The sequence below is a fragment of the Psychrobacter urativorans genome (assembly GCF_904846695.1).
Taxonomy (GTDB): Bacteria; Pseudomonadota; Gammaproteobacteria; order Pseudomonadales; family Moraxellaceae; genus Psychrobacter; species Psychrobacter urativorans.
The window spans coordinates 511,206-530,699 of the sequence record NZ_CAJHBR010000001.1 but is presented as its reverse complement, the minus strand read 5'-3'; the positions used below and the strand labels follow the sequence as shown (position 1 = coordinate 530,699).

Below are 19,494 nucleotides of genomic sequence, written 5' to 3'. Positions count from 1 at the left end.
GCTGTCAAATGTTTTGAAAGTAACCCATACTACTATTATAATTATGATTAACAGCACCGCCACCTCTATCTTCCTCCTCTGGTAACATTGGGTTAGAAAACGTGGCGGTTTTCTATTGTCTTAATTATCACTCTTATCCTTCCCCCGCCGACAGCGCTCAGAACAATAAACCACTTGCTCCCAGTCCTTCTCCCACTTCTTACGCCATATAAAAGGACGCTGGCAAACTGGGCAGATTTTTTGCGGTAGATTGACCTTTTTATGTGCCATAGCCGTGCCTTTTATTATTTTCATAGTTATTTAGAAGGCTAATATTATATTAGTAGGATAGCTTTCTAAACTGGTGCGTGGAACGCACCCTACGATATTATAAGATGCTGGGTTAAAAACCCAGCCTACAACTAATTTAGACTTAAATTATTGCTTCTGATGCTCGACATTCTCATACTTCTTTACACGCCGGCATTGGTCGGAGCAATACACCATACTCTCCCAGTTTTTATCCAACTTCTTGCTCCAGCTGAATTCGCGCTCGCAGACAGGACATTCTTTTTTGCGTACATTCTTCTTTTTGTGCGCCATTATTTTTCCTTATATTGCTTGGTAGAATGAATTAGTAAAGCCTAACCCACTAGATATATGATTTTTATATCCAGCGCTGGATTAGCTGTTGCCTGCATTTTTTGCAACACTGCGACAATTTTAACACTACTTTAAACTTATGAATTTGGAATCATTGGGCCGTAAACCGTACTCAACCTACTCTAAAACTTCCTGTATGGCAAAACCAATCGATGGTTGCCTTGCAATGCGCTTTGGCGCTGATAGGAGCGAAAAGCGGGATATAGCTCTAAAGCACCCTAACGTAAAAAAAGATATCTAACCATCAGCTAAATATCTTTTTTAACCTGCCAAGCATTTGTTTCCTACTAATAACTTTGTTCAAATACCCTAGTGATTATTCAACGCTATTATTTATAGTTGTCAAAGATAGTATTAAGTCGATTTAGGCAATCGACAATCAACTTGCCAGTTTGCTCGGTACTGGAATCTAAGATAAGCTTTTCATCCAGACGCCTAGCTAAAGGTTGCAACGCTTGTTTTATCGCCGTAGCCATCAGCGTCGTCTGCTCAGTGACATCAGTAATAGTCGTAGCTGCACCGCCAACGCCACTCGCCAGCAAACTCTCCGATAGACTGTTGCCTATGTTCTTTGCCATATCTCCTGTCATATGCACTGCCAGCTGCTCAACAGCATTGATTAGACTGACCATCAACTGTTTTTGTATATCTTGGTTCAGCTTTTGATACTCGCCATCGGCTTTATGATCGTGCCGATAGATTTGTACCAGCTTATCCATGCTTTGCTCAAAGCCATTATCGATACTTTTGCACACCACATTGGCATTGTTCAGCATACTGTTAGCCATACTATCAGCCATGCTGTCCGCGAGTATCTTTTGCGCTTCTAACTGCGCTGCTAGCTGTATCTGCTGCCCCGCCTCTTGCAAGCGGGCTACTTGTTCAGGATCATGCTGGTTTAAGTAGCTGGCAAACTGCTGGTTGATGGCTTTAAAGCCACCAGCGACGTCGACTAATTGCGCAACGATACGTGCACCCGTATCGCCATCCGCACCGCCCATAGCTTTGTTGCGCAAGAAGTCAGTTTTGATTTGCTGCCAGCGCTGTGCCTCATCAGCATCTAACATCCCACGCATCTCGGCAAGCTTAAGTAGATTGCTTTCTGCCCCTGAGGTCAACAGCTGCGACTCGCCTAAGTAGTGGTCATCTATCAGCTGGTTCAGCTCATTATCATTCATGACCGCTGATAACTTCTCAGTCATCTTATTCATATTGCGATAACTGCCTTGCAGCTTAAAGATAGGTTCAAGGCGATATTTATCATCTTGCGATGCTGAGGCAATATAAGCTTGGTTGACCTCAAGAATCACTGTTTGTACCGTAAACATGTGCCTTAAAATTGCGATAATCTCGTTAATCTCTGAGGTGCTATAAGGATATATCAGCTCGCTACTTTGCGCTTGTATTAAGTTGGCGCTGCTAGCACTGCCAGCATCTACGGCTTTAGCCATTTTTATAAGTCGATGCACGTCAGCCAAATCACGATTGGCTAAAGGTGCCAATACCGTATTTGAGGTTAACGAGTTCTCGATATAACTAAGGGCGAACACTTCTTCCATACCGCTCATGATATCGCCTAAATTATAGATATCAGCACGGTTAGCCAGCATATCAGGGACTTTAAAGGCCTCGCCACTCTCAGTATAAGGGTTACCAGCCATGACTATGCAAAACTTCTTGCCACGCATATCATAAGTTTTAGTCTGGCCTTGCCAAACCCCATCGATACGGCGTGTCCCATCCCCTAAGGAGATAAACTTCTGCAAAAACTCTGCGTTAGTGTGCTGGATATCATCTAGATAGAGCATGACGTTATTGCCCATCTCGAAGGCTAAGTTGATTTTATTTAGCTCTTCACGCGCGGTAGCATTGGGCGCTTTGGCTGGGTCCAAAGACATAACATCATGGCCTAGTGAGGGACAGTTAATCTTCATAAAGATTAGGCCCAAACGGTTGGCCACGTATTCCATCAAAGTAGTTTTGCCGTAGCCTGGTGGCGATATCATCATCAAGATACCCATCAAGTCGGTACGCTTGTCATCGCCTACAGTACCCATCTGCTTGGCGAGGTTGTCCCCAATCAAGGGCAGATAGCTCTCATTGATCAGACGGTTGCGCACAAACGAGGATAACGGACGTGGCAGGAATTCATCTAGTCTTAGCGCTTGTTTTGAGTGGTTTAACAGCTCTGAGCGTAATGAGAGGTAGCGCCTATAAGCGGGTATCACTTGCGTATGATGATCATGCAAGCGCCTCATAAAATCATCGACAGCGAAGCTTAGCGTTTGCTGATGGATGCGTTGATGCTCACCTAATAAGTTATCCACTTGTATCTCAAGTGATACTTTACTAGTACTGCGCTCAAAGCTTTGCGCTTGATTAAGAGGATTATTAAGACTCGTTAGTGCCGGCGTCAGCGCACTCGATGCGGTTGATATTGATGTTGATAGTGATGTTGCCAGTGTAGATGTTGGCGGAGATAGTCTAGCTTGCTTGTCAAACGCTATCCCAGAGTTGATCAGGCGTTGTACTAAAGCTTCTCGTTGGGCATCATTTAATTGAGTCAGTAGCACAGCAATCGCTTCTGGTACAAAATGACGTCCGCTCTGCAACTGCTGTTTAGTTAGTACGGCTGCATCCTCACTCTTAGCCAACTGTTCTGCACTGAGCGGATTGCCCTGATCATCAACTTTACTATCGATGGCTTGTGCACTAGCAAGGTGCTTATCCTCATAAGCCTTATCTAATAAAGCATTAAACCAAGTCGCTAGTAGCTCATAAGCCGCTTTTGGCTGAAAGCAGAGCTTGGCGACAGAGGTTCGTAGTTGCTCAAAGCTAGCCCTGTTCTGAGTATTGTTTTGGCTGCTAACTGGTGAACTGTTGAGCGTTTGAGTCAATTGATAACAGAGTTGCTGCGCTTTTTGACTGGTCTGCCATTCTAGCCCTTGCGCTAAGCTGACAGTAGGCTCAGTGCCTTGCCCCATTACATTGACTAAATATTCGCAGGCAAGCTGTACATAACTTTGGGAGAATATACTGCTGTCTGAGCTTAAAATAGCAGGGCTATTATTATGGTTAGCATGGTTATCGCTATCCGCCTTGGCATCGGTATAAACACCGTTATCAATAGCGTTGTCAATACTACTAGCACTACTAGCCTGTGTCTGAGCATTGCCATCATGGGCAGCTACAAAGTTGCTCATGACCGCCTTTATATCATTGACTAGCAAAGCTTTTGCGCTATCACTACCTAAAGTACGATGCAGTTGCTCAGCGGTGAGCGCTCGATCCGTCCAATTGCTAACGCTAGTCAGCGTTTGTGCATCCAGCCATTTATCATAACTAAATTGGGTCAGTGCGGTTAAGCCTAACGCTTGTACTAAGCTTAATTGCCAATAAAACAGTTGTGCCAGAGCACGTATTTGCGGGGTATAAATAAGTAGGCCCGCCTCACGTAAGGTTGGCAATATCTGCATCAACAATAAGGTGGCGTCATGATCGTGAATGCCTTTTTCGTAGCCGAGCTGATAGCGAGGCGTGGCATAAGCTCTGACTACCTTAGCTAGCGCACTGTCATCAGCTATCTTGCCATGGCTATCAATAGTGCTAGCTGTCTCATCATAAGCTTGATAAAGTCGGGTTTCGCTCAAACCGTCTTTGCTGTCTTTGGCACTTTCGATAATGCTATAGGCTAAGTATTCAGCGCGATACACTTTGTCTGATTCAGAAGCTATATTCATATCCCAATATGGGCGTAGCGAATTAAGCTCATCATTATTTAATACTTGATAGTAGTCGGTGCCCGTCAGATGTAGGTTGAGAAGCCGTTGGCCATTAGCCTGCTGGCGACTCAGAAGGGTCAAATCTAAAGGCTGAGTATTGACCGAGAAGCGGTGCTTGCCCAGCTTGATAATCTGACCACCCTCTTCAAATAAGTCTGACTTATCTTTTAGGCTCTTATAACTCTCAATTTGAATGGCTTTAAGGCGAGCATTGAGATCATCTGCTTTGACACTAAAGCCTAGCTGTTGCAGAGACTTGGCAATGCTACGTACCTTTTGTACTAAGCCATCCGCAGCAAAATAAGTATTTAGAGCACTTTCATCTTTAAAGCCAGTAATGCTAGCACTTTGGGTACGCTTCTTGATACTCTCAAGCATCCTAAGCGCGCCATCGCCTAAGTTCTGAGCCTTGCGGTTACGCGCATCGAGCAGTTGCTGCTTATGGTTTTCAAAAACCTCGTAAATCTCTTCACGTTTACTAATAATGTCTGCTAAAAACTGATCACCTATATTAGCTTCTGGATCAGAAAACTGGCTCTCCAGCTCTTCTAACTGCACTAGCAACTTAGCCATTTGCTCATCTGACTTTTCAGGCGTATTAGCGATGGATAGAGCATTGGCAATTGACTGACCAAACAGCTTAAACTGGGCACCAAACTGCGCTACTGCCTCAGCAGAGCCTAAGTTTTTGCGTTTATGATTAAGCTTGGCCTTGCTCTGATTAAGACGCGAGTAAATAGCAGAGATATCATCAATGATTTGGGTGCGCACGGTGGCATCAGCAACATCTAGCGTGCCTAACAGCTCAGTCAATAAATCTAGACCTTGTGCCGTTGCATCGATAGTGTCTAACACTGGCTTTAATTCAGCATTAGTTTCAGCCGAATCTAAGCGTTCACTGACCTCCGCTAAAGTGTCTTCATAACTTGCTAACGCCTTCTCAGCGCTCAGATAGCCTACCGTCTGCTCAGCCAGCTCGCTTTCGATAGTTTCTAATTGAGCCTGTAACGCTTGTAGCTTATCGCCATCTAAATAACGCAAATTCTCTAAACTGACTAACTGGCCTTTTTGCTGTCTGATTGCAGACAATTGCGCCACGTAGTCACTCGCCGAATCAAAAGTGGTTGTTTTTATCTGCTGAGCAATCTGGTTTTGCTTAGCCTCGGCATCGCTCAAAGCTGTTTGGGTTTGCTTTTGAATGCTTTGTACTTTAGCGAACTCATCGATGACCAATTCAGCCGTCGCTGTGACTTCACGAATACTATCTGCCACTTCAGCAAGATCAGGCTCAGACAACCAATAATAGCTATCGAACAGCCTGCTGGTATTACCGACAAGCTCCTCGTAGAGCTTTTGCGACACCGTTTGATTGTCTATTAGGCGAGTAATACTGTAGAGGTCTGAGATGCCTCGAACCAATTCCTTATTACCAATTTTGCCATAAAAACTGCTGCTTTCAGGCAGCTCGCTAATATACTCTTGCGAGGCATAGGGGGTATGCCATATCTGCATAGGGTGAATACGTGACGGCTCACTTTGGGCACTAAATAGTACTAGCTGACCGCTCTCTGCTAGCGCCATCCCGTTACAGTAAATAGGATTTGCCAGTCTTTTTTTAATCAAATTATAAGGGAATAATCCGGTGACTCCTAAGGCTATATCATAGAATAAGAACAACACATCCTCACCATTGGGCGATATGATTTTGCGCTTAAACCTTAAATCCATAGCATTATTATTTTGGCTATCAAATAGCTTATGCTCTCCGGTCTGTAAGTAATAACCACCAGGAAATATAATACCGTGATCTTCTGGTAGCTGCACACAAGACTGGCCGATAGCATCCAAACGCAATACCGTCTCGGTTAGGGTGTTATAGAAAAAATAACGATAGCTATCTTCTCTATAAGGCAGAATCTTCAGCAGTATTAGACTACCGACTTTGGCATAAGCAATCTCAGCATCGGTTAGAGATTGAGTGCTGTCATTGACAGGCTCACTATAGATCCCTAGCCCTGAGTGAGTATTATCCTCAATCTTGATGGTCAAGTCGCCATTGACGGTTTCCACAAATATGGTATCTAAGATATTCATATGCGGATGTTTGCCATTGACCATCTGCTCGCGTGTAGTCACGATCCAATCAAAATCATGGGCGGGTGGCAACTCAATATCACGCTCACCGCGATTGTCTACATAAGCTACTTGTGCCGCCTTTGGGATGTTTTCGCTAAAATCTAAGGCAAAACGAAACACTCGAATATCAGTGATACGCTCACCGATCTGAAACGCTAATAGCAGCTTGCTGTCCTTGACGGTAATTTGTATCAAGCGCGTTTGCTTGTAATAGCGGTACAGCTCATTAAAATCTTGTACAAAGGCAGTTTGATCTAAAAACGTATCAGTCAAATCGACTTCTTCTAGTGCATACTCTTTATCGCTGCTATTGCTACTATCACTACTATCACTACTATCGCTATTACTATCATCGCTACTGTTACTATTGCTACCGTCGGCAGGCTCTATAAGGCGATACAGCGATAGTACATCCTTAATATTGCTTGCCCGCTTTAGACCCATAAATACATTATAGCCAAACAGCAGATAGTCACCCACTTGTACCATGTCTTGTGCCACACAGTTGTATTCAGTACGGACACGCGTGCGGGCAATCACTTGCATCTGGGTACTGCCAAACTCTGCTAGACGCGCATTATTTAGCTTGGCAGTCTGCTGCTCTAATCGATTGCCTTGCTCAGTTAACCGCTTTTTGATCAGCTCATAGGCATTGCCTGCAGCAACGGCTTGATCAGCCTGTTCAACTCTACCGGTGCTACTGAGATCCTTCGGATTTTGCATATCTGCCATTGCTATTCGTCCACTTCTATTTTTAGGCAATAAGAATAATAAGATAATCGATTGTGTTGAAAAAGCCCTTAGCGACTTTAAAAAGCCCTTAGCTACTTTGAGAAGCCCTTAGCGACTTTAAAAAGCCCTTAGCTATTCTAAAAAAACCTGTGACCGCACTATTGGTTCTCTTAGAATAGCCAACTCGCTGTCTGGCGCTTATGCGTGCCGTTTAGCTGGAGTTGGCTACCCAAATCGCTATCTGTCTATCGAAACCCTACAGCTGACTTATTATAGCTAGTCATCATGATTAATCATTATGGTTAACAGGCTTATCATGCTCCTGCTGGTTGGCCCTAGACATCGCTTGATTGGCCATCATAGTATTGATAATACCGCTCAAAGTATCCGACTTGCCAGCAAGACCATCGATAGCTTTGCCGATAGACAATGACTTGGCAAAGTTATCAAAGAAGTGCGCTTCACCACCAACAATATCGATTTTAGCTTTTTGTAGGGCGACTGCTAATACTTCAGCATTTTCTTTAGCGATCTCTTTACCCGCTTCGATAGAGGCCATCGCTTCTTGCAGGGCGGTTTCAAGACCCATACGGAATTCTTCGTGCTCTCGCGCCTCTTTGCTCATACTACCCATAGCATTGAACTTTTCAACCAAGCCATCCGCTTCAGCCTTAAAGTGTTCACGAGTCACTTCTGCTTTAGCCAGTCCGACTTCGCGTTCTGCTTGCGCATTAGAATGACCAATAGCAGCAATAACTTCAGCATTAACTAAACCGATGTCACGCTCTGATTTAGCATTAGACTCACCGCGAGCGGCAATAATTTCAGCATCTGCTACGCCTTTTTCACGGTCGGCCTGCGCTTGCGCTTGTCCGGTAGCTCTAACGATATTAGCTTTGGCTAGACCTTCTTTTTCTAAAGATGACGCTTTGGCTTCTTGGATAGCTGCTTCTGCAAAGCCATGGGCTGACTCTTCAGCTTTGATACCTTCGGCCAGTCTAACTTTAGCTTCCGACTCTTTAGCGGAAGCCTCTAGATTAGCAGTAGCTAAAGTGGTGATCTCAACAGCTTTATGCTTAGCCGCCATCTCATCTGCTTCAGCTTTTTTGACTTGACGTACTTTGATTTCTTCGGCATCCGCTTCAGCGGCTAATACGCGCGTTTGCTTAGAACGCTCTGCTTCACTAACTTCACGAACTTCTTTAATACGCTCTTCTTCTTGGGCGACGGTTTTATCTACCGCAATACGCTCACGAATAACGTTAGCGATCTCTTTTTTCTCAAGCTCAATGGCTCTTTCGGCTTCGATACGCTGTAGATCCACTTCACGCTCACGGGAGACAATTTCTAAGTCGCGAGCACGAGTCACTTTCTCTTCTTCAATAACTACCGCACGCAAGCGATTTTGGCCAGCTACTTCAATCTCACGCTGTTGATTCTCGCGTTGTATGGCTAAGTCCTGCTCAACCATAATGACCGCAGTTTCAGACTTTTTGCGTTCTTCTTCCTCGATCTTACGAGTTTCTGCGGTCTCACGAGCGATGACAGAAGCTATTTCGCGACGTTGTTTGGCTTCGGCATCGGCTTGTTGACGCTCTAACTCCAGCATAGCTTCTCTGGTTTCAACGTTTTTCTTCTTGACCGCTAACTCTTCATCACGCTCAAGCTCATTAGTAATAATGTTTTGAGCAGCCGTTAACTGAGTGATCTTTTTGATACCCTCAGCATCCAAGATATTGCTTGAATCTAACGATGATTTTGGCGTTTGTTCTAAGTAATCAATCGCCACGTCTTCTAGAACATAACCATTTAAATCATTGCCGATCTCTTTGACAATACTGTCACGAAACTCGCTACGATTTTCAAAAAGTTTGACAAAATCAATCTGTTTACCGACTGTTTTTAGCGCTTCAGAGAACTTAGCATTGAACAGCTCATTAACAGCGACTTTGTCCGAAGCACGTTCAACCCCAACAGACTTAGCAACTTTGAGGACATCTTCTTCAGTCTCATTGACGCGTAAATAAAACGCTACAGTGATATCTGCACGCATATTATCGGCACAAATCAGCCCTTCTTTACCTCGTCTATCTACTTCTAAGGTAATTAGTGAGATTCTCATCAATTCTTTTTTATTGATGATCGGCCAAATAATACCGCCGTCAAAACGTACGTCAATTTTACTAACGCCATTAATAATTAGTGCTGTGCCTTGCTCAACCTTATAATAAAAGGCTTTCAGCATTAAAAGCATTGCCATAATAAAAATAAACGCCAGCACTACTACTACGCCAACGATAATGAGTATGTCCATATTCACTCCTTTAATGTAAACCGTTTAACCAAATTTAGAATAACCAACGCTATGTCTGTAAGTAGCTAGCTAGCCATTTACCAACAGCTAAGTAGTCAGCAAATATTTATTAGTTCACTTTATTAGTTCAATTTATCAGTTCAATTTGTTATTAATAATGATTTAGTAAATTACCTAAGCCATTATGGATCTTTGACTACCGCCACCCGATAAGCATTAGTCTCTTGTAAGTATTCTACTAATACTACTTTATCGCCTTGTTTCAGCGGCAGAGCCTTACTATCCATATCAGGTCGAATTCTAAGGATCAATCCTGCCCCGCCATCGCTTAGTTCAGCCTCACCGTGCTTATCAGTAACGCTAAGAGTGCGCACTATAGCCGTCTTACCCAAATTGCTAGAAGCATTACGTTTGGGGATATTGGTGACTTTGTTACGAATAGGAGCGATGATAAGGCCAGTCAGCCACATAGACACTATTAGCACTAATACTAGTGCTCCTGTGCCAAATACATAATAGAGTAGACCTGAGTCGTACCATTGGTGTAGCAAACTGCTATATAAGTAGCTAAGCAGCCAACCAATCAAGCTCACTAAGCTAAGTATCACTATTAAGGGTACGCCATAGAGACCAAGCTTCAGCGCCAGCCCAGTAAAAACTCCTGTGGAGGCTAGATCAGATAAGTTAGAGTCAGCACCAGAGTCCCCGATCTCTACGTTGTCCATATCAGTGAGGCCTAGCAAAGAAACTAGCCAATATAAAGTGACAAACATCACTAGACCAGTAAAGATAACTGTAGGGTATAAGCTAATTTTAGTAATGAATATTAAAAAAGATTCTTGCATCGTACCCATGCTCCTTTTGACTACCTAATATAATAATCACTAGGGTCACCAGTTATGTATTTGGCTGTATAAACAATAATACTAAGTAATAGCAGCCAACTTTTATATTTTTATAGCGGCCTCAAAATCTTAACAGTAACTGCATCCAATAAGATCAACTTATGTTTCTTTATTTGCTATTGAGTATATATCAATAATTAGCCAATATATCTAATTCGTTATTAATAGATTGATAGATTGATAGATTGATAGATTGAGGTCGATGCAATAAGGATCATAAGCATTATAAAAATAATAATAAAAATAGCAGCTAGTTAACGACTCCATACTGGCGAACGCATTAATCCCGCTGACTTACTGCTAATGGTATAACTACTACCGCCAGCTAAAGAGCGAATCACTAGACTGCTACCGGCTTGACCATTTATGGTGCGGTTTTGCATAGCATAAACCACATATTGAGCACTTGGAGAAAGACGGGCCGGCTCATCAAGGCCAGTCTCTGCAAGGTTAAGCACTTGCTTGTTGGCTAAAGTCATCACCGCAGCTTGGCGACCATTGAGGTAACTCATAAGCTGGCCATCTAAGCTCAACTGCGGACTGGCAGCGTAGCCACCAGAAGATATCTGCGTGGCACTACCCGTAGCCAAGCTATAGCGATAAATACTAGGCCGCCCAGCGCGAACTTTATCACTAACATATAGGAAGCTCTGTCCATCAGCAGCATAAGTTGGCTGTACCTCAGTACTAGACAAGGTAGTAAGCTGCTTAGTAGTCCCGTCAGTTAAGGACAGCTGATAGATATCGGCATTGCCAGCAACCGATGAGCTATAAAGTAGGGTTTTTCCATCTGGTGAAAACGCTGGCGATAGATTGCTACCACTAGCATCGACCACTACCTTACGAGTTTGCTTGCGCTGATCATAGATATAAATAAATGGATGTTGGCGTGCTGCTTGTTTGCTATAAGCTAAAAGTTGACCATCGGCAGACCAAGCAGGGGCATAAATATAACCGTTAAGCTGATCGAGCAGCTGTCTGTCACTACCATCAGGGCGGATACTATATAAAGACGATATTTTGGCACTACCTAAGCCTTGCTCTTCTACATAAGCAATACGCCCTTGTCGATCTATGGCTGGCATGTGTGCAGCGAGAGGATTACTACTAGAGGTGTTTTTGTTAGAGCTAGTAGAAGTCGATAACGTCTGACAACCGCTCAAAGCAAACAAAGTTATGGTACTAACCACTGCAGTTATGTTCCTCAGCGTATAACCATTACTGATAGTATGCGTAGAGCCAATAGGATTAACCATAGAATAATATCTCGCCAAGCGTTAGGGAAAAAGGAAAAGCTTATAGCTTTTATTTATTTACTTTGAGCGGTCGATCATTTAAAAACCATCTAATTTAAAAGCTGTCTAATTTAGAAGCTGTCTAATGTAAAGATCATAAGCTTTAAAACTGCTATAGCCATGCTGCCATAGTATTTTTTGCAGTTGCTGTTAGGCAAGGACCGATAAATGCCGGGTAGCAAATTTTATATCAATGGCCGTTACCGGTTGAATCTAACTAGCAATGATGCGGTTTTATTTTCACTTGGCTAAGCTTTGAATATTTAATAAACACCTTAGTGTAGCGTAAACCATGATGAGTTTTACACAAAAAAAGGCCTCACTAGATAGTGAGGCCTCTTCTATATAACAGTCTAGTATTAATCGACTGTCATTTTGGCTATAAATCAATGCTATTGGCTCTAAAGCTAACCGCTTATGTTTTTATAGTCTGTTTTTATAGTCTGTTCTTATAGATAATTACTTAGCAACGGCTTTGAATTGTGCAACTTGATTAGCGTTAGTGATAGTCAACGTAGGTGCATTGTTACCACTTTTGCTCAAGCTATATCTACCTTGAACCGTAGCCATAGTAGCAGTATCGAAGCTTGCTTGTGGCTCAGGGCAGGCCATCATAGTGCTCAGTACATTGTTCAACTGTACATTATTATTCACTACGCTGTATTCAGCACCCATATTGTTACAAGTGTTCTTAAAGTTAACGCGGTTTTCGCCATTATAGTTATTGAAGCTTAAAATTAATGGCTTAGCTGGGTTAACGAATAACTGCTTAATCTTAACGCCGTTAGTAAGCTTGGCATCAACTAACTGCCAGTCATAAGACTGTAATTGAGTGTTACTTAGAGCTTGAGTTGTTGGTGCAGTAGCGGTTGGACTGGTTTGGCAACCTGCAAGGGTACCTACTGCCAATACGCTTGCCATCATTACTTTAGTCAAATTTTTCATATGAACTCCTAGAGGTATCAAAAAAGGTTTTAATTGATAATAGTGTTAAAAGATTTTGCTTTTATAAAGTTTAGCAATTGTCTAAAAACTGCTACATTAATGAACTTGGCACACTATACAGTATCTATGTTACTACTGTACTTAAGCTTGTTAGTCTTTTTATTTTTAATCAACAGCCACAGCTAATTAATCAACTTTATTAATAACTGTATTAAACAGTGACACTATTATGGACTCAGCGCTTATAAGTGTCATCCCTCCTTATGTATAGACTTCACTCAAACATTGTTCTCTCGTATAGGCGTTTTGCTACTGTCTATTGCTAGTTATAGTATTACCTGCTACTCCTTAGGCCGCAGTGTGATAGTACCCCTGTCATTTTTAACCTTAGTAACTAATTTAGCAGCTAGCTTAGTAACTAATTTAGCAGCTAGCCTAGTAACTAGCTTAACAGCCGGCTTAAAGATTGGCATTCTTTAATCGATTCACTTGGCTACGATAGATAGCTTTTGGTTCAGACTCTCCCCAAGAAGTAAGGCCAAAAACTTGGTTCGCTGAGTCTAAGTGGTTCATTCTATAATCGTCACGAATCACATAGCCTAGACGACTTGAGCAAGCAGAGACTAAGCCATCACTCGGCTCGCCTGCAAACGGTATGCCAGTCGCTGCTAGTAAGTAATCGCTAGGATCGAGTACGCTAGTTATCTGACCCACACCGCTGAATGAATAATAGTTAATGCCATTGACTTGCGTATCAGCTGGTTGACCGCAGTATCGGCTTGGCAGCGCTGCTGGGAATTTTGCATTGAACTTAGCTGCTCCATCAGTAGACAAGGCTATCAGAGCTTTCCAGCCATCTTGCTGTTGTATTTGTGCTAGAGGAATCCCAGAACCTACATCGGCAAAGCCCCCAATCAGCTCAGCCAAACTCAAGGTAGCTTTAGTAATTAGGCTGTCCTGCGAAAACTCTTCCAGCACTTTGTCTGCTGTTTTCGATCCTTGCTCTGGGCTAGCAACTGCGGTGACTGATGCCACATATTGCGGAGCAACGCCAGCGACATAGCGGATATCGATACCCCCTTGACTGTGCCCGAATAAATTGACTTTAGCATCACCTGACACCGCAAGGATGGTTTTGATTTGTTGGAGTAGCTGCTCTCCACGAATCTCGCTATTATGAATAGCGGAAGTTTTAGTGGCAAATACTGTTGAACCGCCTTTCATTAAATCTTGCGGGATACCATAAAAGTAGTCTACAGCTCCAAATAATTTGGTAAAGCCATTCGCCCCATGGGCCAATACTATAGGGTACTGAGTATTGGTATAACTAGTCGTAAAATATCTACTTTCTACTACCTGACAGCCGTTAGCATTGGCACAGTTATAATACTGTCCAGCAGCTTGGGCAGCCGTAGTCTGTAGCGTCATTAACAGCACACCAGCTGTGATAGCACTAAAAGCTGGTAAAATTTTGCTTGAGGTTGTGCCAGCGCGCAGGCGAATATTTAGGGTCATAACAACATCCTTGTCATTGTAAGAGTTCTCTTAATGGTTGCCCTGAGGTATAGAGACAAGATTTGATAACAGCTTTATCCACTTTTGGCGATATCGAACCACCCAAAAGTATATAAAACAATTACCAACTCCTTTAGCGGTCCAATTTACACTACTTTTTTATAAGGTAACATTCAACTTATTTTTCAGCTGAGTCTACCGTTTCTATGACCCACTAGTCATAGATTAACTTTTAATGACTTAAGGTTAAGCCAATAAAGCCTAGTTAATTAATAGCCTGATTAGTGGTTTTAGTTTTAGTGCTTATATTAATAGTTGCTATTGGTATTAATCCTGACATTGATATTAATCCTGACATTGATAATAATGATCTTAATATTAGTTTTGATGTTGATAAACACTTATCACAGTCATTAATGATAGCAAAACTGTTGCTGGCTCATTTATGATATAATTTGCCTACTATAATTTTACAACTATAAGATCAATAATGATGACTAAAAAATCCCTTATCCAATCCCCTGAAGCCATAGCAAAAATGCGTGTTGCCGGTAAACTTGCTAGCGATTTACTGGTTATGTTAGACCAGCACGTCAAAGTAGGCATCAGTACTGAAGCGTTGAATCAAATCGCTCATGACTATATTGTCAATGTGCAAGACGCTATCCCTGCCCCACTGAACTATAATGGTTTTCCAAAATCAATCTGTACCTCAGTCAACCATGTGGTCTGTCACGGTATTCCAAGTGAGAATAAAATTCTCAAAGATGGCGATATCATTAATATTGATGTGACAGTTATCAAAGATGGCTACTATGGCGACACCTCTAAAATGTGGATAGTAGGCAACGGCTCGATCATGGCTGAACGCATTTGTAGAGTGGCTCAAGAGGCACTTTATGCAGGCATGAGCGTGGTCAAAAATGGCGCACGTTTAGGCGATGTAGGAGCGGCTATTCAAGAAGTAGTAGAGCCTGAGCGTTTCAGTATCGTACGTGAGTTCTGTGGTCACGGTATCAGTAATGAGTTCCATCACGAGCCGCAAGTGATGCACTATGGTAAAAAAGGCACTGGTTTTGAGCTTAAGACTGGTATGACTTTTACTATTGAGCCGATGATTAATGAAGGTAAATGGCAGACCAAAATCCTACCGGATGAATGGACCGCTATTACCAAAGACCGTAAGCTCTCAGCACAATGGGAGCATACGATGGTCGTCACTGATAATGGCTGTGAGGTATTTACCGCTCGCCCTGAAGAAGATTTAAGCTTCTTGACTCAGTAATAATAAAAAAGATCGCTTAGGCGGTCTTTTTTTTACAGAATTTTTAGAGATTTTAGACAAGTTTTAGGGCTTTTTTTATGCAGTGCTTAGTAACACCTTGCGTTGAGTGATCATTTGGTTTTATGATGATTCAATAGCGATAAGCTTTCATTACAGGCTAATAGGCCGTTTAAGAAGGCTACCTTTATAGCCACTCCCTATAACTATTATCGACTTAAGATAGATTTGGATTTTAAATAATCACTAAACTTAACTACTTAGCTTAACCGGATAATACTCATGTTTACTTGCGATCTCGCCTCTATTTATATCACCCCATTGCCCCGTTTTTCGCCATCGCCTATGGCACCTGCTGCCCCTTCATTGACGGTGACTAATCCGGCGAATAATCCACTGCTGGGTATCCCTGAGTGGCTGGCAAAAATAAAGGATGATATTAGTCGGGCGCTTGAGCGTGGGGTCAGTATCCGGCAGCTAGTAGCAGCACGTGCCTGTGCGATCGATAGCTTGCTTAGCGCTTTATTTAACTGGTATCAGCTCGATGATACTGACTTAGCGCTGTTTGCTACTGGTGGCTATGGACGTGGCGAGCTATCGCTACATTCTGATATTGATATCTTGTTGCTGGCTCCTACTACTATTAATAGTCAAACTAGCGCCAAGATTGACAGTTTAGTAGCATTGTTATGGGATGTAGGTCTTGAGCCTTCATTGTCTGTACGTACTGTTGAGGACTGCTTGGAGGCGGCAAAAGACCATACGGTTGCTAGTACTTTATTAGAGGCGCGGCTACTGATTGGCAATGAGACTTTGCATAATACTCCCGGCGACATTGTCAATCAGCTATGGTCGCAGCGTGAGTTCTTTGAGGTAAAAATACACGAAGCAAAGCTGCGTTATTTGCAGCACAATGCTACGGAATATAACCTTGAGCCTAATATCAAGACTGCGCCGGGCGGTTTACGTGATATTCATATTATTGGCTGGGTAACTAAGCGCTACTTTCGGGTTAGTAAACTCTATGACTTAGTACAGCAAGACTTTTTGACTGAAAAAGAATTCGATGAGCTCAGTTTTGCAGAAGCTTATTTATGGCAAATACGTCATTACTTGCATGAGATGACTGGTCGTAATGAGAATAAGCTGTTGTTCGATTATCAGCGTGAGATTGCCCAGCTTATGGGTTATGACACTCAGCCAGATGACGAGCCAAATGCAGCAGTTGAGCGCTTTATGCGTGACTATTATCGCTGTGCTATGCAGATATCGACTTTGTCGGAGATGCTGACTAATCATTATTACGAAACTATTATAGAGCCCGATCTACCAGATGATGAGCGTCCTAACAAACATCCTCTAAATGCTCATTTTAATCAAATCGGCAATCAGATAGCAGTAGCCCATCACCGAGTGTTTGCCCAACACCCTGAGGCTATCTTAGAGATGTTCTTACTGATGGGTCAGTATGGCATCAAGAATGTACGTACGCATACTTTGCGGGCGCTAAAAATCGCTGCGCGTGGTATCGACCAGAACTATCGCGACAACCCTGAGCACCAAGCGCTATTTTTAGAAAATCTAAAAGAACAAAACTATCTGTTTCATCGTCTGCGTGCCATGAACCGCTATGGGGTTTTGGGTAATTATATTCCCGCTTTTGCTCAAGTTACTGGGTTGATGCAATATGACTTGTTCCACCGCTATACCGTCGATGCGCATACGCTATTTTTGATTCGAATTTTACATCGTTTCACTGATCCTCGATTTCAGGATGAATTCCCGTTGGTTAGCGCCTTGTATCAGCGTATCGAGCGTAAAGAGATCTTAGTGCTAGCTGCCATGTTCCATGATATTGCCAAAGGTCGCGGTGGTAATCACAGTCAACTTGGTGAAAGCGAGTCCATTGAGTTTTGTTTGGCTCATGGTATGAGTATGGCGGATGCAAATTTAGTAGGGTGGTTGACTCGTTATCACTTGCTCATGTCGATGACTGCGCAGAAGAAAGATATCTCTGATCCAGAAGTAGTCACGGTGTTTGCCGATCTCATCGGTAACGTTACTCATCTTAATCACTTATATGTCCTAACAGTCGCCGATATGAATGCTACTAATCCTCAGCTTTGGAATAGCTGGCGGGCGACGCTGATGAAACAGTTGTATTCACAAACTCGGCGTATTTTGCGCGCCGATATTGATGCCCCAACTAATCGTCAAGATATGATCAGTGCCACTCGAAAACAGGCGCTCATTATGCTCGATAATGTCGATAATCAGCGTATGAATCGTGAAGAGGTGCTCAGCTTATGGGATGACTTGGGCGATGAGTACTTTTTGCGCGAGATTGCCGAGGATATCTTATGGCATACTGAGGCTATTTTAAACCACCCGCCTATAGGTCGTGCCTCAAATGCTGATAGTACACCGCTAGTGGTATTGCGTGAGCATCGAGAGCTGGCTTTGGATGCTGTGCAAGTCTTTATTTATACTCAAGATCAGGTCAATCTGTTCGCCGTAACTATGGCGGTGTTTGATCAGATGAACTTGGACGTTCTAGATGCGCGTATCATCACCGCTACTCGTGACTTCGCCCTAGACTCTTATGTATTACTAGACCGCAGTGGGACGCTATTAGCTGATGAAGATAGTCAGCATGAGCTTAAACAAAAACTCATCAATGCTTTTAAGAACCCCACAGTACCAAAGCTCACTCATAAGCGCATACCACGCCAGCTCAGACATTTTGATGTGCCTACGGTGATTAACTTTGAGTTTAACGAAGCTTCTGATCAACACATCATGAGCCTACAAACCTTAGATCAGCCAGGATTACTTGCGCGCGTAGGCCAAGTGTTTTTGCAACAAAGTATCGAAGTACATGCGGCTCGCATTACTACTCTAGGTGAGCGTGCAGAAGATATGTTCTATATCAGTGATCGTAATGATGAGCGCTTAACGCAGGCTAAGCTTGAGGCGTTAAAGCAAGCTTTGATAGACTGTTTGGCGGTATTGGCTGATAGTAGCTATAGTTAAAAATAGCCGCTATAGTAAAAAACAGTAAGCAGTTAAGGGCTACCGATATAGACACTAAAGTTTTTATATCGGCGCCCTAACCGTCTATTAGGTGCTTTAGGACATTCACAAGTAACCACTGCTGCTAGCTAACCTTACTTTAGTCTATTTTACAATGTGCTTGTATAGACCATCTTGCGGGCATAAGGTATTAACTCATTGTCAGCAAACTCTGGTGGTAAAATCTCCACTAGCAGATTCTGAGCCCCTAACATCATCCGCCCCGCTTCGACCTCTGTTTGTAATAAGCGCTGTAAACTGGCTCTACGTAGCTGTGCGTCATAGCGTTCATAAATATGTTGTAGGGAGATTGGCGCATTGGCATGAATATCTGGCAAAATGCTATCACTAGCTAAGATATTCATTTCAGTGAGGGCTTGCTCACGTATTAAACTTTGTTGGTCGATATTATGCTGCATGTGTTTAGACAGCTTAGTTTTAGAAACCAACATCACTAAAAAAAACAGCGTTTGTAAACCAAACACTATAACCCCTTGCCATAAGGTCAAGTGCAGTTGTAATAGTTTACTCAACATCATAAGCACAATGGCTATTACTATATAACTAAGTAATTGCCAAAGCAGCCACATTTGCAGGCTATTATCACCATACCAGAACAGCTGGCGCTCCTTAAGTATTACTAGACGCTGGCGCGTTTTCCACCACTGCTGTTCGCAGCGTATTAACTGCTCATAAACTTTAGAGCCCTGCATACTACTACTGGAAATATTCAGCATATCAATGAGCTATCCTTAGGGTAGCAACCCTTGTAGGGTTATTATTTTATAGTTATAGATAAGCGTTACCAAAAGACAATAAATAGAAGAAGTGCTACACTGCGACGGTATAGCTCTATTAATAAAATGACATTATT

At 42.7% G+C, this 19,494-nt stretch carries 11 protein-coding genes; 2 read left to right on the top strand and 9 right to left on the bottom strand.

The genetic code is table 11. The features are described 5' to 3' along the window. Positions 1-120: 120 nt before the first annotated feature. From JMY09_RS02165 to JMY09_RS02130, 8 genes are all read right to left on the bottom strand, one after another. Positions 121-270 carry a DUF2256 domain-containing protein gene (locus tag JMY09_RS02165; RefSeq protein WP_201621920.1) on the bottom strand — a complete coding sequence of 50 codons (150 nt, stop codon included), beginning with the start codon at positions 268-270 and terminating at the stop codon, positions 121-123. Positions 271-417: 147 nt separating this feature from the next. Continuing rightward, a complete protein-coding gene (locus tag JMY09_RS02160) occupies positions 418-582 on the bottom strand; it encodes a DUF2256 domain-containing protein (RefSeq protein WP_201621919.1) in 165 nt (54 codons plus the stop codon). A gap of 389 nt (positions 583-971) precedes the next feature. After that, positions 972-7,292, bottom strand: a complete 6,321-nt coding sequence (locus JMY09_RS02155) for a DNA repair ATPase (RefSeq protein ID WP_201621918.1) — start codon at positions 7,290-7,292, stop codon at positions 972-974. Between the two features lie 289 nt (positions 7,293-7,581). Next, positions 7,582-9,606 (bottom strand): hypothetical protein, encoded by a 2,025-nt coding sequence (locus tag JMY09_RS02150; RefSeq protein WP_201621917.1) that lies wholly within the window; start codon positions 9,604-9,606, stop codon positions 7,582-7,584. 182 nt (positions 9,607-9,788) lie between these two features. Then, positions 9,789-10,451 carry a hypothetical protein gene (locus tag JMY09_RS02145; protein ID WP_201621916.1) on the bottom strand — a complete coding sequence of 221 codons (663 nt, stop codon included), beginning with the start codon at positions 10,449-10,451 and terminating at the stop codon, positions 9,789-9,791. Positions 10,452-10,765: 314 nt separating this feature from the next. Then, positions 10,766-11,767, bottom strand: a complete 1,002-nt coding sequence (locus tag JMY09_RS02140) for a PD40 domain-containing protein (protein ID WP_201621915.1) — start codon at positions 11,765-11,767, stop codon at positions 10,766-10,768. Positions 11,768-12,265: 498 nt separating this feature from the next. After that, positions 12,266-12,751, bottom strand: coding sequence for an META domain-containing protein (locus tag JMY09_RS02135; protein WP_201621914.1), 486 nt, complete (start codon positions 12,749-12,751; stop codon positions 12,266-12,268). A 459-nt stretch (positions 12,752-13,210) separates the two neighbouring features. Then, positions 13,211-14,266, bottom strand: coding sequence for an esterase/lipase family protein (locus JMY09_RS02130; RefSeq protein ID WP_201621913.1), 1,056 nt, complete (start codon positions 14,264-14,266; stop codon positions 13,211-13,213). Positions 14,267-14,759: 493 nt separating this feature from the next. Here JMY09_RS02130 and map point away from each other — a divergent pair, with 493 nt between their 5' ends. Both map and glnD read left to right on the top strand, forming a co-directional pair. Further along, positions 14,760-15,551, top strand: coding sequence for a type I methionyl aminopeptidase (gene map / locus JMY09_RS02125; protein ID WP_373416632.1), 792 nt, complete (start codon positions 14,760-14,762; stop codon positions 15,549-15,551). A 279-nt stretch (positions 15,552-15,830) separates the two neighbouring features. After that, on the top strand, positions 15,831-18,581 hold the full coding sequence (glnD, locus tag JMY09_RS02120; RefSeq protein ID WP_201621911.1) for a [protein-PII] uridylyltransferase: 2,751 nt from the start codon (positions 15,831-15,833) through the stop codon (positions 18,579-18,581). Between the two features lie 149 nt (positions 18,582-18,730). On the opposite strand, the gene JMY09_RS02115 is transcribed toward glnD, so the two are convergent. After that, entirely contained in the window at positions 18,731-19,357 is a 627-nt protein-coding gene (locus tag JMY09_RS02115) for a hypothetical protein (protein ID WP_201621910.1), read from the bottom strand. Positions 19,358-19,494 lie beyond the last annotated feature (137 nt).